Origin of the sequence: Chryseobacterium sp. YIM B08800 (assembly GCF_026163565.1) — a bacterium.
Classification (GTDB): Bacteria; Bacteroidota; Bacteroidia; order Flavobacteriales; family Weeksellaceae; genus Chryseobacterium.
The window spans coordinates 41,858-58,871 of sequence record NZ_JAPDKN010000034.1 but is presented as its reverse complement, the minus strand read 5'-3'; the positions used below and the strand labels follow the sequence as shown (position 1 = coordinate 58,871).

General features: G+C 31.5%; 17 protein-coding genes. 7 read left to right on the top strand and 10 right to left on the bottom strand.

What is annotated here, in order from left to right:
- Position 1: 1 nt before the first annotated feature.
- Positions 2 to 2,752 carry an ATP-binding protein gene (locus OEW74_RS13705; protein WP_265429012.1) on the bottom strand — a complete coding sequence of 917 codons (2,751 nt, stop codon included), beginning with the start codon at positions 2,750 to 2,752 and terminating at the stop codon, positions 2 to 4.
- Between the two features lie 302 nt (positions 2,753 to 3,054).
- Between OEW74_RS13705 and OEW74_RS13700 the strand changes: the two genes are divergently transcribed.
- Positions 3,055 to 3,729, top strand: a complete 675-nt coding sequence (locus OEW74_RS13700; protein ID WP_265429011.1) for a YceI family protein — start codon at positions 3,055 to 3,057, stop codon at positions 3,727 to 3,729.
- A 390-nt stretch (positions 3,730 to 4,119) separates the two neighbouring features.
- Here OEW74_RS13700 and OEW74_RS13695 read toward each other — a convergent pair whose 3' ends face one another.
- The 7 genes from OEW74_RS13695 to OEW74_RS13665 form a co-directional block, all read right to left on the bottom strand.
- Positions 4,120 to 4,755 carry an ATP-binding cassette domain-containing protein gene (locus tag OEW74_RS13695; RefSeq protein WP_265429010.1) on the bottom strand — a complete coding sequence of 212 codons (636 nt, stop codon included), beginning with the start codon at positions 4,753 to 4,755 and terminating at the stop codon, positions 4,120 to 4,122.
- A complete protein-coding gene (locus OEW74_RS13690; protein ID WP_265429009.1) occupies positions 4,742 to 5,545 on the bottom strand; it encodes a hypothetical protein in 804 nt (267 codons plus the stop codon). The genes OEW74_RS13695 and OEW74_RS13690 overlap by 14 nt, the downstream gene beginning before the upstream one ends.
- Positions 5,546 to 5,824: 279 nt before the next feature.
- On the bottom strand, positions 5,825 to 6,577 hold the full coding sequence (locus tag OEW74_RS13685) for a YwqG family protein (RefSeq protein WP_265429008.1): 753 nt from the start codon (positions 6,575 to 6,577) through the stop codon (positions 5,825 to 5,827).
- A 23-nt stretch (positions 6,578 to 6,600) separates the two neighbouring features.
- On the bottom strand, positions 6,601 to 7,419 hold the full coding sequence (locus OEW74_RS13680; RefSeq protein WP_265429007.1) for a DUF2314 domain-containing protein: 819 nt from the start codon (positions 7,417 to 7,419) through the stop codon (positions 6,601 to 6,603).
- A gap of 157 nt (positions 7,420 to 7,576) precedes the next feature.
- On the bottom strand, positions 7,577 to 8,500 hold the full coding sequence (locus tag OEW74_RS13675) for a tetratricopeptide repeat protein (RefSeq protein ID WP_265429006.1): 924 nt from the start codon (positions 8,498 to 8,500) through the stop codon (positions 7,577 to 7,579).
- Between the two features lie 42 nt (positions 8,501 to 8,542).
- On the bottom strand, positions 8,543 to 8,857 hold the full coding sequence (locus OEW74_RS13670; RefSeq protein ID WP_265429005.1) for a hypothetical protein: 315 nt from the start codon (positions 8,855 to 8,857) through the stop codon (positions 8,543 to 8,545).
- A 2-nt stretch (positions 8,858 to 8,859) separates the two neighbouring features.
- Positions 8,860 to 9,288 (bottom strand): DUF4268 domain-containing protein, encoded by a 429-nt coding sequence (locus OEW74_RS13665; protein ID WP_265429004.1) that lies wholly within the window; start codon positions 9,286 to 9,288, stop codon positions 8,860 to 8,862.
- A gap of 163 nt (positions 9,289 to 9,451) precedes the next feature.
- Here OEW74_RS13665 and OEW74_RS13660 point away from each other — a divergent pair, with 163 nt between their 5' ends.
- From OEW74_RS13660 to OEW74_RS13635, 6 genes are all read left to right on the top strand, one after another.
- Entirely contained in the window at positions 9,452 to 9,859 is a 408-nt protein-coding gene (locus OEW74_RS13660; protein ID WP_204536219.1) for an RrF2 family transcriptional regulator, read from the top strand.
- Positions 9,860 to 9,945: 86 nt separating this feature from the next.
- A complete protein-coding gene (locus tag OEW74_RS13655) occupies positions 9,946 to 10,638 on the top strand; it encodes a phosphoadenylyl-sulfate reductase (RefSeq protein WP_265429003.1) in 693 nt (230 codons plus the stop codon).
- Positions 10,639 to 10,663: 25 nt separating this feature from the next.
- Complete coding sequence (gene cysD / locus OEW74_RS13650; protein ID WP_265429002.1) at positions 10,664 to 11,572, top strand: sulfate adenylyltransferase subunit CysD; 909 nt, start codon at positions 10,664 to 10,666, stop codon at positions 11,570 to 11,572.
- A 123-nt stretch (positions 11,573 to 11,695) separates the two neighbouring features.
- On the top strand, positions 11,696 to 12,937 hold the full coding sequence (locus OEW74_RS13645) for a sulfate adenylyltransferase subunit 1 (protein WP_265429001.1): 1,242 nt from the start codon (positions 11,696 to 11,698) through the stop codon (positions 12,935 to 12,937).
- 26 nt (positions 12,938 to 12,963) lie between these two features.
- The gene (locus OEW74_RS13640; protein WP_204536211.1) at positions 12,964 to 13,848 is read left to right on the top strand and encodes a sulfite exporter TauE/SafE family protein; all 885 of its coding nucleotides are present in this window, start codon (positions 12,964 to 12,966) and stop codon (positions 13,846 to 13,848) included.
- 161 nt (positions 13,849 to 14,009) lie between these two features.
- Entirely contained in the window at positions 14,010 to 14,300 is a 291-nt protein-coding gene (locus OEW74_RS13635; protein WP_265429000.1) for a putative quinol monooxygenase, read from the top strand.
- Between the two features lie 209 nt (positions 14,301 to 14,509).
- Here OEW74_RS13635 and OEW74_RS13630 read toward each other — a convergent pair whose 3' ends face one another.
- Together OEW74_RS13630 and OEW74_RS13625 are read right to left on the bottom strand one after the other, a co-directional pair.
- Complete coding sequence (locus tag OEW74_RS13630; RefSeq protein WP_265428999.1) at positions 14,510 to 15,787, bottom strand: T9SS type A sorting domain-containing protein; 1,278 nt, start codon at positions 15,785 to 15,787, stop codon at positions 14,510 to 14,512.
- 198 nt (positions 15,788 to 15,985) lie between these two features.
- Positions 15,986 to 16,816 (bottom strand): T9SS type A sorting domain-containing protein, encoded by an 831-nt coding sequence (locus tag OEW74_RS13625; protein ID WP_265428998.1) that lies wholly within the window; start codon positions 16,814 to 16,816, stop codon positions 15,986 to 15,988.
- Positions 16,817 to 17,014: the final 198 nt, after the last annotated feature.

Genomic DNA, 17,014 nt, shown 5'->3' with positions numbered 1-17,014 from the left:
TTTACATAAATTCTTTTAATTCTCGAAATGCTTCAGGATATAGTTTTTTTCTTAAGTTAATATCATAAGGAATTACGTAATTGTCTTTAATATATTTCCTAAAAATATCAATAGTTATTTTGTGTGTTTTTTTATGAAAATATCTTATGCTTATCTCTTGCAAAGATTGAGTCTGTTGTAAAAGAGTAGTATTTAATTCTTTTATATCAAGTAAGAAAGATGGTTTTTCAAAATTTTTAGTTTTATATATCACATATTCATCATTTTCGTTTTCTATTTCAATATTATTTTTTATATATAGAGGCAATCTTTTTGAATCTTTTGAAAAATGGATATTAAATTTTTTCTTTGATAGAAGTATTCTGGCTCCTCCTTCTGGATATAGGCTATTTCTCTCAACAGTTAAATTTATTGTTTCTTTGAGAGAAACAAAAAGTATACTTTTTTTATCTAAAGAGAGAGTGTTTAAATTTAGAGAACTTTTGTCAGTGATAATTTTAAGAAAATTGAATTCCAAATTTTCTAAACCATCCAAAAAGTATTCACTATCAATAATAAAACCGTTATCTCCATAAAGAATTTTTCCATTATGTAATATTTTATTATTGTCAATATTTTCTAAATCAACATTTAGAGTTAGTATTTTTGCTAAATAATGTTTTGATACTTCTGTTAATAATTCTTCTTCAAATGGAAATTCACTAGAATCTAATTCACTACGATCTAATTTAAGTGGTAATATTCCATCTTTGTCATTAACAATAACTGTTGGTTTGTAATTGATTAGGTTATTATATTTTTTATTTTCATATCTGAATCGATCATTATCATAGGAACGATTAATTATGATTCCATTGCACGCAAGCATATTTTCAAATCTTTCATAAGAATTACCATATTTAACTAACCTATAATTCCATAAAATTGACTCAAAAGATGCAGTTTTGAAGCCAAAATATTCATTTAGATCATATTCTTTTTCTACAACTATTTGTTGATTATCTACAAAGAAATTAATTTTAGGTTCTTCGTAGATATACCAATTTGTCCATTCTATAATATTGAAATCACCTTGGTGGTCTTCGAGTAAACTGTTTCTTTTAGAATTATCGATTTTAATTAAAATTTGCACTCCATAATGTTTTATATCGGTATTTTTAGAGATATTAATAGACTGAGAATCTATAGATGCTTTAAATGAATATGTTGTCCCATCAATTACACTTTTTGAATGTACCTCAATTTCATCTCCAAGTAAAAAAGCGGCTAGAACTCCAATTCCAAATTTACCATTTCTATTAACTTTTGATTTACCATCTTCATCAATGAACTTTTTCTTCCAATCCATACTTTTTCTAAATGAAGTTCCAACACTTAAAAAATAATTGATAATTTCATATTCATTCATACCTTTTCCATTATCTATAATAGTAAAAGTGCTAATTGTATCATCAATTCTATTTAATGATACATTTATTTCTGGAACATAATTATAATTATCTTTTGAATACTCTAATTCTTTTCTTTCAAGACAAGAATCTATAGCATTTTGTAGTAATTCCCGAACGCCAAATGTTGGATTATCACCATATAAAGGAGCTACAAGTAATCTTGAAAGATTGTTGTCAACATGAAATCCAATATTCTTGGTCAAAAAAGGTAAACTCTCTACAAAATTTTTGTTTTCTAAATTTGAACTTATTCTTCTGAATTTTATTGAAGGTTTGTTTTGAGGTATAAACCCGTAAATTTCACCTAATACGGCCCAAGATGTATCAAATTCTTTTTGAATATCGTTAATTAAATTATATATTTTGATGAATTGGGAACTATCTTTAGGGGTACATTCAATGTATATTTTTTCAGAATCAATATGATTGTAGTTTATGGATTCTATTGCTAAATGAGTTTTGTGTTCAATACTTGAAATGGGGCTATTGAAAGTTTTAACCTTTAACAAATATTGATTTACTCGATTTTTATCAATTTGAATATAATCAGCTAATCTAATTATAACCATTAAATAAACAATATTAATATTTAGCGGGTTTCTCCAGCTGTCACTACCAATTTTCTTAAGATAATCAAAACAATCTCGAATATTTAATCCATGGCTTCTCGCTAGAATTCCAGCTAATTCACGATTTTTATTTTCTAATTTTTCACTTCCAAATACAATTGTATCATTATTTCCAATTAGTCCTTTAAGCGCAATTTCATGAGCAAATCGTGGATGATTTCGTCTTATAAATTCTCCGATAACTTTTTTGTCAATACCATCTAAATTATCTTTATTAGAAAGATCGGGTATTTTAAACTTAATATTCTCGTCTCCAAAAATATTTTTCTTTTGATATGTATTAAATCTCTTCACCTCAGATAAATAATCTAGCCAAAGCTCATTCCATGTTTTAGAATCAATATCACATTTTACATCATCATATTCACCCTCTAATAAAGACTTAAAAGTTGAATATTCTATGTGCATTCCTAAATCGTGAAGTATTACGGCAAGAATTAGTGTAGCAACTTCATTAGGATTGAGGTTTTTATATGACTCATCTGTTATTATAAATTCACAAGAATCTAAGACACTTTCTATATGATTTATGCCATGATCTGTATATTCTTCAAAAAAATACAGTTTATTATCTTTTAAAATTGATTCAAAAGAGGTTATAACGTCAAGAACGATTGAATAGAATGTTTGATTCTGTTTTAAAATTTCTTCAAATCGGAAAGGTATTTTCATTTATTACAGTTTGTCTCAAATATAAAACAAATCCCAATTAAAATCACTCTCTAAAGAAAAATCATACTGTTGAAAGTTCCATCAATTCTATCAATATGCTTTAGTTTTCTGAAGAATTTCAAGGATTTGTCATTATTTAAATATCAATTTTCAAAAGTTTTTTATAATTTTAGTCTTTTCTTATCCTATGTTAATCATTAAGCCTTCAAATTTTCGGAGGTTTGCAGAGTCAAAACAATAAAATAAAAGTTTTGAGGTTTTATTGAGACAACAAACAACATTAATATTAAATACTTTAAAAAATGAAGAAAATTGGCGTAATCGCTTTGGCAAGTTTAGGTTTACTTCTTGCATCGTGTGGTGACAAAAAAGAAGCTGCAACTGCAGGTCAGGAACAAACAGTAGCTGAAAAACAAGGTAATGTTTTCACTGTTGATACAGCTGCATCTAAAGTAAACTGGAAAGCCTTCCACAAAGGAGGTTTTGCTCCACGTTGGGGAACTTTAGCAATTTCTACAGGAGAATTATCTGTTGCGGATAATCAATTGGCATCTGGTGAATTTGTAATCGATATGAAGTCGATCAAAGTAGATCCTGCTTCTGTAACTGAAAAAGACAAAAAATATACAGATCTTGAAGGACACCTTAAAAATGCTGACTTCTTCGACGTAGAAAAACACCCAACTGCTGATTTCAAAATCACTAAAGTTGAAGATCTTGCTGCAGGTGCTCAAAACGCTGTAGAAGGCGCCAACAAAACGGTAAGCGGAAACCTTACTTTATTAGGGAAAACAATGAACGTAACTTTCCCTGCAAAAGTAGAAATCGTAGACAAATCTGCTACTTTGAAAGCTCAATTCACTGTAAACCGTGCTGACTGGGGAATCAAATTCGGAACTGACGAAACTGATCCTGCAGAATGGATGATCAGCAAAGATATCGAAATCGGTATCGATGTAAAAGCTGCTCAAAAGTAATAAAGAACACCAAAATATGAAGACATCTGTATAAATGCAGATGTCTTTTTTGTTTTAATTAATGAAATTCTGCCGTCAGTTCGAGTGTTTTTCCGTATCGAAGAGAAGGAAAAATGTATCGAGAACTTTAGTTAAGAATTAAAAAGTTCTCGACACAAAATTCTTTCAGAATTTCACTCGAACTGACGTTTAATTTATCTAGGCTTTACGTTTTTTTTGATTTTTGAATTTACCTATATCTCTAAAATCTGCTAAATCCCCAAAATCTGCGAGAGAATTACTTAAAACCTTGTTCTTTCTTCCATTTTCTCAATCTCAATCTTGCATTAGCATAAGAAAATAATACCTTCAAGAAGGTGAGCTCCGTAGGAGCGACACATTTAATAGATTCTAGAATTTAAAATGTCGAAGTTTTTCAAAATCAGCTTTTTCAAAAATATTACTAATGATCCCATTTTCTAAAGTAACGATTCGGTCGCAAGTATGAAAAAGTGTTTCAATAATATGCGAACTGATAATTACCATTTTATTACTTTGTTTCAATTCAAGGATGATGTCATACAATAAATGAACACCTTCAAAATCGACTCCGTTAAACGGTTCATCTAAAATATTGATGGGCTTATCGAGCATCAACATTCCAATTAAAGCCAGTTTTTTTTTCATTCCGCTTGAATAATATTGTACATATTTATCTAACGGAAGTTGAAATTTTTCAGCGAGCTCTATCGTTTTCGGAAGTTTATCTTTTGCGAAATAAGAAAGATATTCCCTTCCTGTAATGTAGGGATAGAAATAATTTTCCGTTTCAAGATAAGAGATGTTTTCACGGAGAAGTTTCTGGCTTTGCCACAAAATTTCACCATTGTATTTCTGGCTTTGATATAAAGATTCAAACAGTGTCGTTTTTCCGGCTCCGTTTTTCCCGAGAATGCCTAAAATAATGCCTTCTTCAATTTCTAAACTCAAATTTTGAAGAACATTTTTATCTTTAAAATTTACCGATATATTTTTAATTTCCAACATATTTGCTGATGTTTTGCTGTGCTTCTTTACTGTTTAAACGGATCATGATCAACGCAGGAATAATGGTTATGCTGTATGCAAAATATTCTATAAACACTGCGATGCTAAAATAATTGGCTTTTTCGTGATGATGATAAAGCCTGTATTTTCTGGTGAGAATTAATAAAAAATAACAATTCATAAAGAAAATATAGTACAGAAGATATAAACTTTCATTAAAATTTAAAATTAAAAACAAGATATAAGTTGGCGAAAGAAGCGCATTGAAAAAAATTACGTTTTTATATATTTTGTCTTTAAAATTCATCTTTTTAAAATAAACTTCAAGCATTTCTTTGTTCTCGTTATTCTCATAAACATGAGAAAGGTAATCGAGAAGGAAAATTCCGCATAAAATTAAACTTGCGCTATAATAAGCCGAAGCAATCATAACGATGTAGGTAAGAATAAACATCCATGTGTTTTTTCGCATGTAGCTTTTCCATTCAAAAAGATCATTTGATATAAAATTCCATTGCAGAGTAGGGAATGGTTTAGATTTGGGCTGTAAAAAACATAATGAAATGATTGCTACAAATGTCAGCAAACCAAATTTTTCAATCTTATAATTGATATTTGCCATCAAAAAAAGCATGTAAATAAACGCAGATTCCAGAAAAATAATTAATCTCCAACTACTAATAAATGTCTTTTTCAAAAACGGAATATCTTTTCTGTTGATATGAAAAACCAAAACCATTGAAAAATAGAGAAGCGGATAAAAAATAGTTTGCGGCAACTTAACAATCATTAATGTGCCGAAAACCAAAATGACAGATAAACTGACTTTTGGATTGAAATTAAAAATCCTAAAACTCTGATTAAATCTAAACTGAAAATGTTGATAAATTTTATGCAATGAAATTATTTTAGCATTGAATTAGTTTTGGATAATTTAATCAACTATCCAAAACTTTTATAGGTTTTCAAATATAAGAAAATCAATTTTAAACATCACCAAGTAAGGAAAATTTAGCGCCTCAATGAAAAAGAGAAACTCGAAAGTCTCTCTTTTAAATTTAATTTTTTCTTAGCAACAGTCCCAATTAAACCAAGCTTTTTCAAAACGTTTATTTTTTAAGTCTTCCGGATTGATAAAAAAATTGGCAACGCCAGAATCTCCAAACATAATTTCTTCATCGGTATCAATCTGTAGTAACAGCAAATCTTGCTTAAGATCTTTGTTGTAATCTCTAATGTCTGCCTGAGTAAAATAGGCATAACCTCCAATTTTGTGCCCCGTTCCATCGATGATTTTTTCTATTTCTTCTGCTTGGTTTTTTGTAAGAGTTTCTTGAAAATCCCAATAATCTTTACCATTAAACTTCATATCAAATCGAAAATCTTCAGAACTTCCGTATTCAATTTCTTTACTGAAATCGAGTTTATGTTCACGATAAATTGGTGATTCTTCATACATTTCTTCTGTTAAAAAAGAAAAATCAATTTGAAACTCTTGAGTGATCTTATCATGAAAAACAACTTTGTAATCATCCATATCAAACCATTCTGCAGATACAAAAAATTGCAATATTCCTTGATCAGGATAGCCATCAAGAGGCGGAACATCCGCAAAATTGATCTGCGTCCACAGAACCATCGGCTTATTTTCTTTGTCTTTAGGGTATTCCATATCTTTTGGTAAATAAGGTTTTCCTAAAAATTTACTTGAATGAATTTGAAGAGATTCTTCGTTTTTAAGAGGCGTGGCAGAAATTTTTATTGTTTCAAGCTTGTATTTTTCAAGCTGAGTTTTAAACTCATTGAGAAATTCTGGTATCATTTTGTTATTAGTTTGAGAAGTTATTAGTTTTTTTCAAAAATAGGAATTAAATGCTCCCAATTGAGCTGTTTCGCATAATCTAGGGCTGATTTTCCTTTATTTGTTTTTAAATCTTTATCTGCTCCGGCTTCGAGCAGTACTTCTACAGAACTTAAATTTCCGGCAATTGTTTCTCGATGAAGAAGGGTAAACCCATTTTCATCAATATTGGTCAGTTCGTTTGGATATTCCTCAAGAAATTTTATAAAATCTTCTTTCATATTTTTGCTCATCGGATGTTCGATGAGGTTTTCAGGCTTTTCTTTTTGTTCGTTAACGACTTCAATGTCATTAAAATCTCCAAAATCAAGTTGCCACGCTTCATCATGATCTCTTCTTTCAGATTCCGACATATCTCCGCGCATTTTCTGAATGGTAAATCCGCCATAAGCTTTGGGAAAAGGTTCTGAAGAAGATGAAAATAATTTTGAAAGCCCTTTTGCTTTTTTCTGCATCGGAGTAATGGCAAAAAGCCAGTCGCTGATTTCATTTAGAGGAATTTCAAAATAATCTCCGGGTTGTATGGTAGTCAAATCATTGGGTTGGTTGATGAGATATCCGCTAACTGTGTCGCCATCAAAATTGATGTCATTCATCCACATATGTTCTACGATTTTATCCCCATCGGAATTTACTTCAGAGAAAGAAGCTTTTACGCAGGCAAGATTCAACCCTGGAATGATTCTTCTGTATTCCCAAGATTGCTCTCTCCAGAAATATTTAAAAGTTTCCTGCGCTTTTTTATACGCTTCAATCATTTTCGGGTCTCTTCCGTCCGTAAAAATAAACGAGTTATTTTCCATATATTTTAAAAATTTGGTGATTTAGTTAAAAAAATATCAATACATATTCTGCCGAAAAGCCGATGAATAAATATGTAATGATATATTTACGTTACTAAAATACAGAAAATAATTAAACAGGAGTTTAAATTATCTCATGTTTAAAGAATTTTAACAATCATAAATTTTCCAGATCTTTTAGAAGATTCTCAGGATTGTATTCATAATCTTTTGGAAGCTCATTTCCATAAAGAAAATACTCAAAATATAATGGAGGTAAGCCTACTGATTTTCTTCTTTTATCAAGATTTTTGATGTCAAAGTATGTGGTATTGTAATTTAAATTTCCAAGAGTGTTTAAAGTATAAATAGAACCAGAATTTGTTTTATTTATAAAGTCATTCATTAAATTTTCAAATTCTTCGAAATCAACAAAAAAATCTTTGTTAATATTGTCTTTTTTTATTTCGTTCTCTAAATAAGGTTTGAAAAAATCCCAAACAAGTTTTTCTTCATTTGTATATCCTCGGTGATGCCACAATAAAATCCATGCCCTGTCTTCCCAACCATATTTTTTAGTAAGTTCTATTAGCTTGGTAATATTCGTGGAATCTGTTTTTTTAGCTAATTTACCGAAAACTTTATCTTCTTTTCTTATAAGCTGATCTGTGACTATAAGGTTTTGAATTTCCATATATGCCGCAGGATTTTTAAGCTCTCTGTAGTATTGATTTTCCAAATCATCATATTGAGCCAAAACTTCCTTCAATTCTTTAGAATCTTTATAAGGTTGAAGGTTTTCAAAATCTCTTAAAAAATCTAATGGAGCTAATTGTTTGGTAATACTTTGGGTAAGTAATTCTTTAGCTGTTTTATTATTTTTAAGTTTAAAAGCAATTGCTGCAGCTTCTAAATACGCATCACTATTGGGTGTTTTTGAATTTATTTTAAATGCTTCCAAATAGTGGTCTAAAGCTTTCTGATCTTCTTTTTGATGGGCATAATATTCTGCTAAATAGATTTGTTTTTGTGATTTAAAAACATTTTGTGCAGATGCTAAAGGAAATACCAATAGAATTAGTAATAAGATAATTTTTTTCATGAGATGTGTTTTTTTTGTGTTGTTAATATACTAAAGTTTTGTTTAAATTTTTCTTTTATTTCCACATTTAGGACAAAATGTAGCTGTTTCAGTTCTGTACGGTTTCCCACAATTTTCACAATCGGGACCATACATATCTATAAAATGATGCATAATGGCATTGTGATTTGTTTCTTCATAGCCCGTTATCTCTTTATAATAATCTAACAGTTTTCTAAAATTTTCCGAAAGTGGAGTTTTTGCTTGTTTTTTTATTTCCTGAAAGCCTTCTGCTAATAACTTTGATGCAATTTTACCTTCCTCGGAATCTAACATGGGAACATCCATTCTGCATCTCCAGCAATACCTTATTTTCATAATTAAACATCTTTTATAAAATCTTCATACTCATAATAAAACCTTTCAAAACCATCCATTTTTTCAACAAAAAACTCAAAAGCTTCCCGCCATGTATTTTTATTGAAAACAGAAACTCCTTCTTTTTCAACCCAAATTCTACTGATAACTTTTCCGCTTTCTAAAGTATAAAATTCTTCTTTATGAAAATCACCCACAAAATCTTTAAGAATATCTTCAAGTGACCATATCTTATTATAATAAGCATCTCTGAAAACTTCATCTTTCATTTCGATATCCAAAGAAACTTCTGCTTTCTTCTTATCTGCATAAAATTTAAATGAAAAATCCTTGATTTTGGTATTATACAAAAGCCATTTTCTCGGAAACGATTTTCCGAAAGCCGTCCAAAATTCTTTTTTTAATTGCTGTGCTTCTTCTTTACTGAACATGAAACAAAGATAAGTTTTTTTGGCTGGAAGTTAGGTGTCAGAAGCTGGAAGCTAGTAAGGGTAAGGCATCTGCAATTTATTATTAATCCGATTTTTTTAACCTCCGGCTTCCATCATCAAACTTCCAATCTCAATATCCAAACTTTTTCCTATTTTTGTGGTAATGCTGTCAAAAAAATCTCAATATGCTTTTAAGGCGCTTTCATATCTTGTAGAGAAGAGAAATGAAGGCCCGATTCTTATTTCTGAAATTGCAGAAAACAAGAAAATTCCGTTGAAATTTCTTGAAAACATTTTGCTCGAACTAAAAAAAGCAGACATCCTCGATAGTAAAAAAGGAAAAGGAGGCGGATATTTTTTTAAAGAAAATCCCCAAAATGTAACATTGGCAAAAATCATTCGTCTCGTAAATGGTCCTATTGCTATGCTTCCTTGTGTGAGTCTTAATTTTTACGAAAAATGTGCAGATTGTAATGAGGATCACTGCAGTTTGCACGATGTTTTAATTGAAGTAAGAGACGCTTCGCTTAAAATTTTAGAGAAAAAAACGCTTTTAGATTTAATAGATTAATTAAATCATAATTTTAATTTTATAAGTCTACTTATTTGGTAGGATAATATTTTTGTTCGATATTTGCTGATATCAAACAGAAAATTATGTTTTCAAAAGAGGATATAGACACTTTGCAGCAGCTTACTTTGGAGGATGGGTTACAGTTCATCACCTCTAAATTTTCAGAAGGGGTTGTTTTCTCAACTTCGCTTGGTCAGGAAGATCAGGTTATTACAGATGCTATTTTCAAAAATAATTTACCGATAAAAGTTTTCACCTTAGATACAGGAAGGCTTTTTTATGAGCATTACGATTTACTTTCAAAAAACAATTCGCGTTATCGAAAGAAAACTGAAGTTTACTTCCCTGAATCTTCTGATGTTGAAAAATATTTGATGGAAAAAGGCGTCAATGCTTTTTATCATTCTGTTGAAAACAGGAAAGAATGTTGTTTCATCCGAAAGGTAAAACCACTAAATCGTGCCTTGGAAAATGCCAAAGTATGGATTACCGGTTTACGTTCTGAACAATCTGAAAACCGTGAAAATATGCCGATTCTGGAGTGGGATGAAGAACGGAAATTATACAAATACAATCCTTTAATTAACTGGAATTATCAGGATGTTCTGGATTATTTAGAACAAAATAAAGTTCAGGAATTGTCTTTACATAAAAAAGGTTTCATCAGTGTAGGCTGTCAACCTTGCACAAGAGCCATCGAAGAAGGTGAAAATCCGAGAGCCGGAAGATGGTGGTGGGAAACTTCACAAAAAGAATGCGGTCTGCATTCACATTAATTTTAATTTAATCTTTCAAATAATAATGAGTGACTACAAACTAAATTATCTCGAACAATTGGAAGCTGAAAGCATTTACATCATGCGTGAAATTGCGGCTCAGTTTGAAAAACCTGCTTTGCTTTTTAGTGGCGGAAAAGATTCAATTACATTGGTTCATCTGGCGAAAAAAGCGTTTGCTCCGATGAAGATTCCTTTTCCTTTTGTGCATATCGATACGGGACACAATTTTCCGGAAGCATTGCAGTTCAGGGATTATTTTGCTGAAAGTCTTGGTGCAGAATTAATTGTAAGAAAAGTAGAAGATACGATTAAAGCTAAAAATTTAACCGAACCAAAAGGAAAATTTGCCTCGAGAAACTGGTTACAAACTCATACTTTATTAGATACGATTGAAGAATTTCAATTTGATGCCTGTATTGGCGGAGCAAGAAGAGATGAGGAAAAAGCCAGAGCAAAGGAGAGGTTTTTCTCTGTTCGTGACGAATTCGGACAATGGGATCCTAAATTACAGCGCCCAGAATTGTGGAATATCTACAACGGAAGAATCAACAAAGGAGAAAATGTAAGAGTTTTCCCGATTTCAAACTGGACAGAACTTGATGTCTGGAATTATATCAAAAAAGAAAATATTCAGCTTCCATCGATTTATTTTGCGCACGATCGTGATGTGATTGAATATGACGGACAATTAATTGCAGTTTCAGATTTTATTCAAATCGATGAAAATGATCAGATTCAAAATAAAAAAGTACGTTACAGAACCGTTGGAGATATGACCTGCACTGCTGCAGTGGAAAGTACAGCCGAAACTTTAGACCAGGTTGTAAACGAAATTACCGCTTCCCGAATTTCCGAACGTGGTGAGACCCGAATTGACGATAAAGTAACGGAAGCCGCAATGGAAGACAGAAAAAAAGGAGGATATTTTTAGGCTGGAAGCTGGATGAGGGAAGCTGGAAGTTTTTTTAGTTAAGCGTTCAACATTAGCCTCCACCTCAATCTTAGCCTTACTCTTATTATTCATTACCAATTACTCATTACTAATAAAATAAACGTGGACATATTAAGATTTATAACCGCAGGAAGTGTAGACGACGGCAAAAGTACGTTGATCGGAAGACTTCTCTACGACAGCAAAAATATATTGATCGACCAGCTTGAAGCACTGGAAAAACAATCAAAAAATAAAAACGGAAATGGAGTAGACCTTGCCATTCTGACAGATGGATTAAGAGCCGAAAGAGAACAAGGAATCACCATTGATGTGGCGTATCGATATTTTTCAACTCCAAAAAGGAAATTCATTATTGCCGATGCACCGGGACATATTCAGTATACCAGAAATATGATCACGGGGGCATCAAATTCTCAATTGATCGTGATTTTGATTGATGCAAGACAAGGGGTAATTGAACAAACCAGAAGACATTCCATCATCGCTTCATTATTAAAAATGAAGAATGTAGTGGTTGCGATTAATAAAATGGATTTGGTAGAGTATTCCGAAGAAGTTTTCAATGATATTAAAGCTCAATACGAACTGGTTGCTAAAAAACTGAAGCTTGAAAACGTCAATTATTTTCCTATTTCGGCTTTTAACGGCGATAATATTGTTTCAAAATCTAAAAATACGGATTGGTATCAAGGTTCTACACTTTTAGATTTCTTAGAAAGTGTAGAAATTAACGGAAACCAAGAAAATGAAGATCCAAGATTTCAGGTACAGTATGTTATTCGTCCGCAAACGGATGAACTGCATGATTACAGAGGGTATGCTGGAGAAGTGATTTCGGGAATTTACCAAAAAGGAGATGAAATTACGGTGCTTCCACAAAATATTCAAACCAAAATTTCAAAAATTGAAACCGGAGGAAAAGAAGTAGATTTTGTATTCACAAATCAACCAGCCGTGATTCATATTGAAGATGATATCGACATCAGCCGTGGTGATTTTTTAGTGAAAACGAATCAACAGCCGAAAGTTGAAAATGAGCTGGAAGCTGTAGTTTGCTGGCTCGACAAAAAAGAACTGAACGAAGGCAACAAATATTTTATTCAGCATAAAAGCAAAACTTTGAAAGCCATCATCAAAGAAATTGAATATAAAATTGATGTGAATACTTTAGAACAAACTCCAATTACTGAAAGTGTAAAACTAAATGAAGTGGTAAAAGTACGATTGAAAACGGCATCGCCTTTGGTTTTTGACAGTTTTGAAGACAGTAAATCTACCGGAAACGCAATCCTGATTGACGAAACCAGCAATTCTACCGTTGGAGCGGTGATGATCTTATAATTTTTGATTTAAAACCAATTGATGATATGGTAATTTCACAAAAAATTCAGTTCAGGCTCAATGTACTTTTTATTACGGTTGCAGTTTTGGCAATTACATTTCTGTCGCTATACAGTTTAGGATATTTGGATGAACTTGAAATTATTCTTGCCAAAGACAATTATATTTTTTATTGGATGCTTTTGGTAGGAGTTTTTGCTGAAGTTGTCGCCGGATCAATGGGAATGGGGTATGGCGTGATTTGTACCACCACACTTTTATTTTTGGGAATTCCTCCACATGCAGTGAGTGCAAGTATTCATTCTGCCGAAAGTTTTACAACAGCGGCGGGAAGTATCAGTCATATTAAACTGAAAAATGTAAGCAAAAGTCTGGTTAAAAAACTTGCTATTCCTGCAATTATCGGAGCTATTATCGGAGCTGTTTCACTGACTTATCTTGGCGAATATTATTCGAAAATTACAAAAACAGTAATCTCTTTTTACACTTTGTATCTAGGAATTCAGATTTTGTCGAATGCTTTTAAACCTAAACAGAATAAAGCATTAAAGAAAAAAACAAACCTTACCAGATTGGGAGTAATCGGTGGTTTTATCGATTCTTTTGCCGGTGGAGGATGGGGACCTTTGGTAACCGGAACTTTAATTAAGAATGCTTTTACACCAAGATTTGCAGTAGGAAGTTCTACGGTTGCAAAATTTATTCTGACGGTAACTGCTGCAGTGACTTTCTTTTTAACCTTAGGAATTCAACACTGGAATATTATTTTAGGTCTTCTAATCGGTGGAATTATTACTGCGCCATTTTCTGCAATGCTTACAGCAAAACTTCCTGTGAAAAATATGTTTATCATTATCGGAACTTTGGTGATTGTGATGAGCTCGATTACGATTTATAAATCTGTTTTTTAGTTTCGAGTTAAGAGATACGAGATGCGTGTTTCGGGATTCGGTTTGGAATGTTTTTTTAAAGATGATTTTAGATAATTGAGATGTTTTTTGTGAAAAATTTAGCAGAATTTGAATTCAATTAAAATCAAAAATAATTTACATTTACAGCCTAAAAATAATACATGAATTTACATATCGTTGCTCTTTTCAGATTTAAAGAAAATAATTTGATGGAAGCTGTAGAATTATTTCAAACTTTGGTGAGAGAAACCAGAAAAGAAGATGGATGTCTGCAATATGATTTAATTGAAGATAAAGATAATAAAGGTACATTTTTCCTGATTGAATTATGGGAAAGTGTAGAACATCATAACCAACACAACGGAGCAGATCATCTGATGGATTTCAGAAAAAATGCCTCTAAAATACTTGAAGAAACAACACATGTTTATAAAGGTTTTAAGATTTATTAATTTTGCTGGAAGTTAGAAGTTAGAAGCTAGAAGCTAAAAAAGTCAAAAGGCAGTTTCATCATTCTTGAAACTGCCTTTTTATTAGAAAAAATAGAAAGTATATTTTTAAAGGTGAATACTAATATGTGAATTTGCTTCGCAGTGAATATGTCAATTGTCAGTTTTGAAATTTACGATTGACAGCAAAGTGGATTCACTATTCACGTTTCTTATTTTACAATAAGTTTTTTGGTTTCCGTTTTACCTCCAAAAGAAATTTTAACTAAATAATTTCCGGATGGAAGATGAGATAAGTTAAGGTCTTGTTTGTAGAAACCAGCCTGATTGCTTAGTTCTGCATTGTAAACTCTTTTACCGGTAAGATCATAAACTTCAACGTTCCCTTTGTTGTTATCTTTTTCTTTTACATCAAATAAAACCGTTACTTTTTTGTCAGCCGTTGTAGGGTTTGGATAAATCCCGAAAGATGCTTTTTTGCTTACTTCTGTAATCCCTAAAGTTGTAGTAATGTTTTTGTATTTGAAATACATATTTCCGTTTGCTTCTCCACCATTGGTAAGAAAATACATTCTGTAATAATCTGATCCTTGCTTTACATAATAAACTACATCTGAAATAGGAGCACCTGATGTAGGTTTCCAAGAATGACCGATGCTTGTAATATTACTCGAGAATGTTGTAGATGAAGGAAGCGTTGCTGTTGGCGTATCCTGAGTTTCTGGTTGTACTCTTGCAATGGTAACCGTTGGGCTTTGGATGATTCCTGCCATTCTGTACATCATTATGTTTCCAAAAAACGTCCAGTATCTTGTAAACATTAGATCCCAATTTGCTTTTGCAGGCTCTAGGTTTGGAACCTTTTCCCCTGTAGTGAATGAGAAATAATTAAAATAAGCATCATCCGAACCATTAGCGATAGTTCTGGTTTCTGTAGCACCCCATGTTGAGGTTGTAGCATTCCATTTAGAGTATTTGAAAGTATAACCTCCGTAATAATCTTCAATAGCAAATTTGATGTAAGAGTTATCAGGATACTGAAGCACAAAAATTACTTTTCCTTCTACGTGATGATTGACTCCGTTATACTGTCCCCATCCTGTAGGAGCAGAGCCTTGCTCGAAAGCACCGTCTTCTAATGCTGCTGTTTGATCAGGATTGTATAATGGCGCTCCCCATGAAGAAAGATTTGCAATACTGATATTGTCCCAGTTTGCCATATTATTAGATGCTTCATAAACTTTTACATTAAGAGCATCGTTAATTCTCGTTCCATAGCCATAAGTTGAATTTCTGTAAAAAGCCACATCCCAAGTATTAGCTGTTTGCGAAATGATATTATTTGCGCTAAAATCAAAGAATACTCTGTTTTGATAAGCAGATCCCATTGTAAGGTTTACCGTAGTATATCCGTTTGCATCTGTCTGAGCCAATACAGTTTGCTGAACTGATAAAGCAAAAAGTGACGCCAAAAATAGTTTTGTTTTCATAACCTCATTCCTTATTTAGAATTATTCTACAAAACTATAGAATTATTTTTAATAATTCTAAATAAAGACATGACATTTGTCTTGTTTTGTAAATTTTTAAATTAATTTTTATTTTTAAAGTGTTGTTTCTTATTAGTTTAAAGCAAAAAAGTTGGCTACGTAACGTAACCAACTTTTTTTAATATATTTTAAAATCAATTATTTCTTGATAAACTTTGATTTAATAGCTTTACCATCTTTTGTTTCAATTAAAATATAGTAAACACCAGTTTGAAGAGTATTGATACTAAAACTATTATCATTTGCTTTTCCAGAAGCTACATTTTGTCCAGTGGCAGAATAAATATTTACATTTTTGATTTCTGTCTTACCAACAAATTTTAATGCTGTATTATTTGAATTTACAGCGAAATTAATATCGTTATTTTTAAACGCATCAGATACAGCTAAGTTACCAGCTGTATTATATTTTATGTTATCTACAGAAAGTACAGCATGCGACGATGTAGAACCCGGGAATAACGGTTGTGGATTACGGTATCTAAATACAATATATTGATTAGACGATGCAGGTACTGTAAATGGAGTTACTGTAGGCGTATTTGTCGTAGAAAAGGTGTATGTCTGAAGCAATTGGTATGAAGCTGGAACACCGCTGTTTGCAGCAAGACTTTCAGGATTGTCGACTAATCCTACTTCTAATGTTGCATATCCTTCTAAACGGTTTACTGTAAAGCTTAACTGTTTCGTACCATCCGGCGCTACGATCTGTGGAGAAATTAAAAAAACGTCAGCTGCCAATGAACCTGCAGAATAAAAATTTACATATTTATTTCCATTAGCTTGATCAACATAAATATTATGCGGTGAAGTTTGATTCACCTTTTTTGTCCAGCCATTTACAAGGTTGTTGTAGTTTGCAGGAGTTGAAATAACTGCGCTCTCAAAATTCTCATCAAGTGTAGATAATTGTGCATTAACAGTAATAGCTGAAAATGCTAATCCTGCAAAAAGTAATTTTAATTTCATTTTTTCTATTATTTTAAATATGGTGCAAAATTAATAATTAGTTTTTAATTATTCTAAATAAAACATGATTTTTATCTTATTTTTAATTAAAATTTAAGTTGAAGAAAAGTCTAAAAAACTACTTTTCAGATGTTTGTTATCATTATCAAACTTTACTTATCATTATTAACCTATAAAATATCATCTCACAAAACCTGA

Bases quoted from the DNA above. Each gene is read 5' to 3' on its own strand.
- OEW74_RS13675 (WP_265429006.1), bottom strand. From the start codon at position 8,500: ATGAAAAAAATTATCTTATTACTAATTCTATTGGTATTTCCTTTAGCA.
- OEW74_RS13705 (WP_265429012.1), bottom strand. From the start codon at position 2,752: ATGAAAATACCTTTCCGATTTGAAGAAATTTTAAAACAGAATCAAACA.
- OEW74_RS13630 (WP_265428999.1), bottom strand. From the start codon at position 15,787: ATGAAAACAAAACTATTTTTGGCGTCACTTTTTGCTTTATCAGTTCAG.
- OEW74_RS13660 (WP_204536219.1), top strand. From the start codon at position 9,452: ATGCTGTCAAAAAAATCTCAATATGCTTTTAAGGCGCTTTCATATCTT.
- OEW74_RS13685 (WP_265429008.1), bottom strand. From the start codon at position 6,577: ATGATACCAGAATTTCTCAATGAGTTTAAAACTCAGCTTGAAAAATAC.
- OEW74_RS13655 (WP_265429003.1), top strand. From the start codon at position 9,946: ATGTTTTCAAAAGAGGATATAGACACTTTGCAGCAGCTTACTTTGGAG.
- OEW74_RS13635 (WP_265429000.1), top strand. From the start codon at position 14,010: ATGAATTTACATATCGTTGCTCTTTTCAGATTTAAAGAAAATAATTTG.
- OEW74_RS13670 (WP_265429005.1), bottom strand. From the start codon at position 8,857: ATGAAAATAAGGTATTGCTGGAGATGCAGAATGGATGTTCCCATGTTA.
- cysD (WP_265429002.1), top strand. From the start codon at position 10,664: ATGAGTGACTACAAACTAAATTATCTCGAACAATTGGAAGCTGAAAGC.
- OEW74_RS13665 (WP_265429004.1), bottom strand. From the start codon at position 9,288: ATGTTCAGTAAAGAAGAAGCACAGCAATTAAAAAAAGAATTTTGGACG.
- OEW74_RS13680 (WP_265429007.1), bottom strand. From the start codon at position 7,419: ATGGAAAATAACTCGTTTATTTTTACGGACGGAAGAGACCCGAAAATG.
- OEW74_RS13700 (WP_265429011.1), top strand. From the start codon at position 3,055: ATGAAGAAAATTGGCGTAATCGCTTTGGCAAGTTTAGGTTTACTTCTT.
- OEW74_RS13690 (WP_265429009.1), bottom strand. From the start codon at position 5,545: ATGATTGTTAAGTTGCCGCAAACTATTTTTTATCCGCTTCTCTATTTT.
- OEW74_RS13625 (WP_265428998.1), bottom strand. From the start codon at position 16,816: ATGAAATTAAAATTACTTTTTGCAGGATTAGCATTTTCAGCTATTACT.
- OEW74_RS13640 (WP_204536211.1), top strand. From the start codon at position 12,964: ATGGTAATTTCACAAAAAATTCAGTTCAGGCTCAATGTACTTTTTATT.
- OEW74_RS13695 (WP_265429010.1), bottom strand. From the start codon at position 4,755: ATGTTGGAAATTAAAAATATATCGGTAAATTTTAAAGATAAAAATGTT.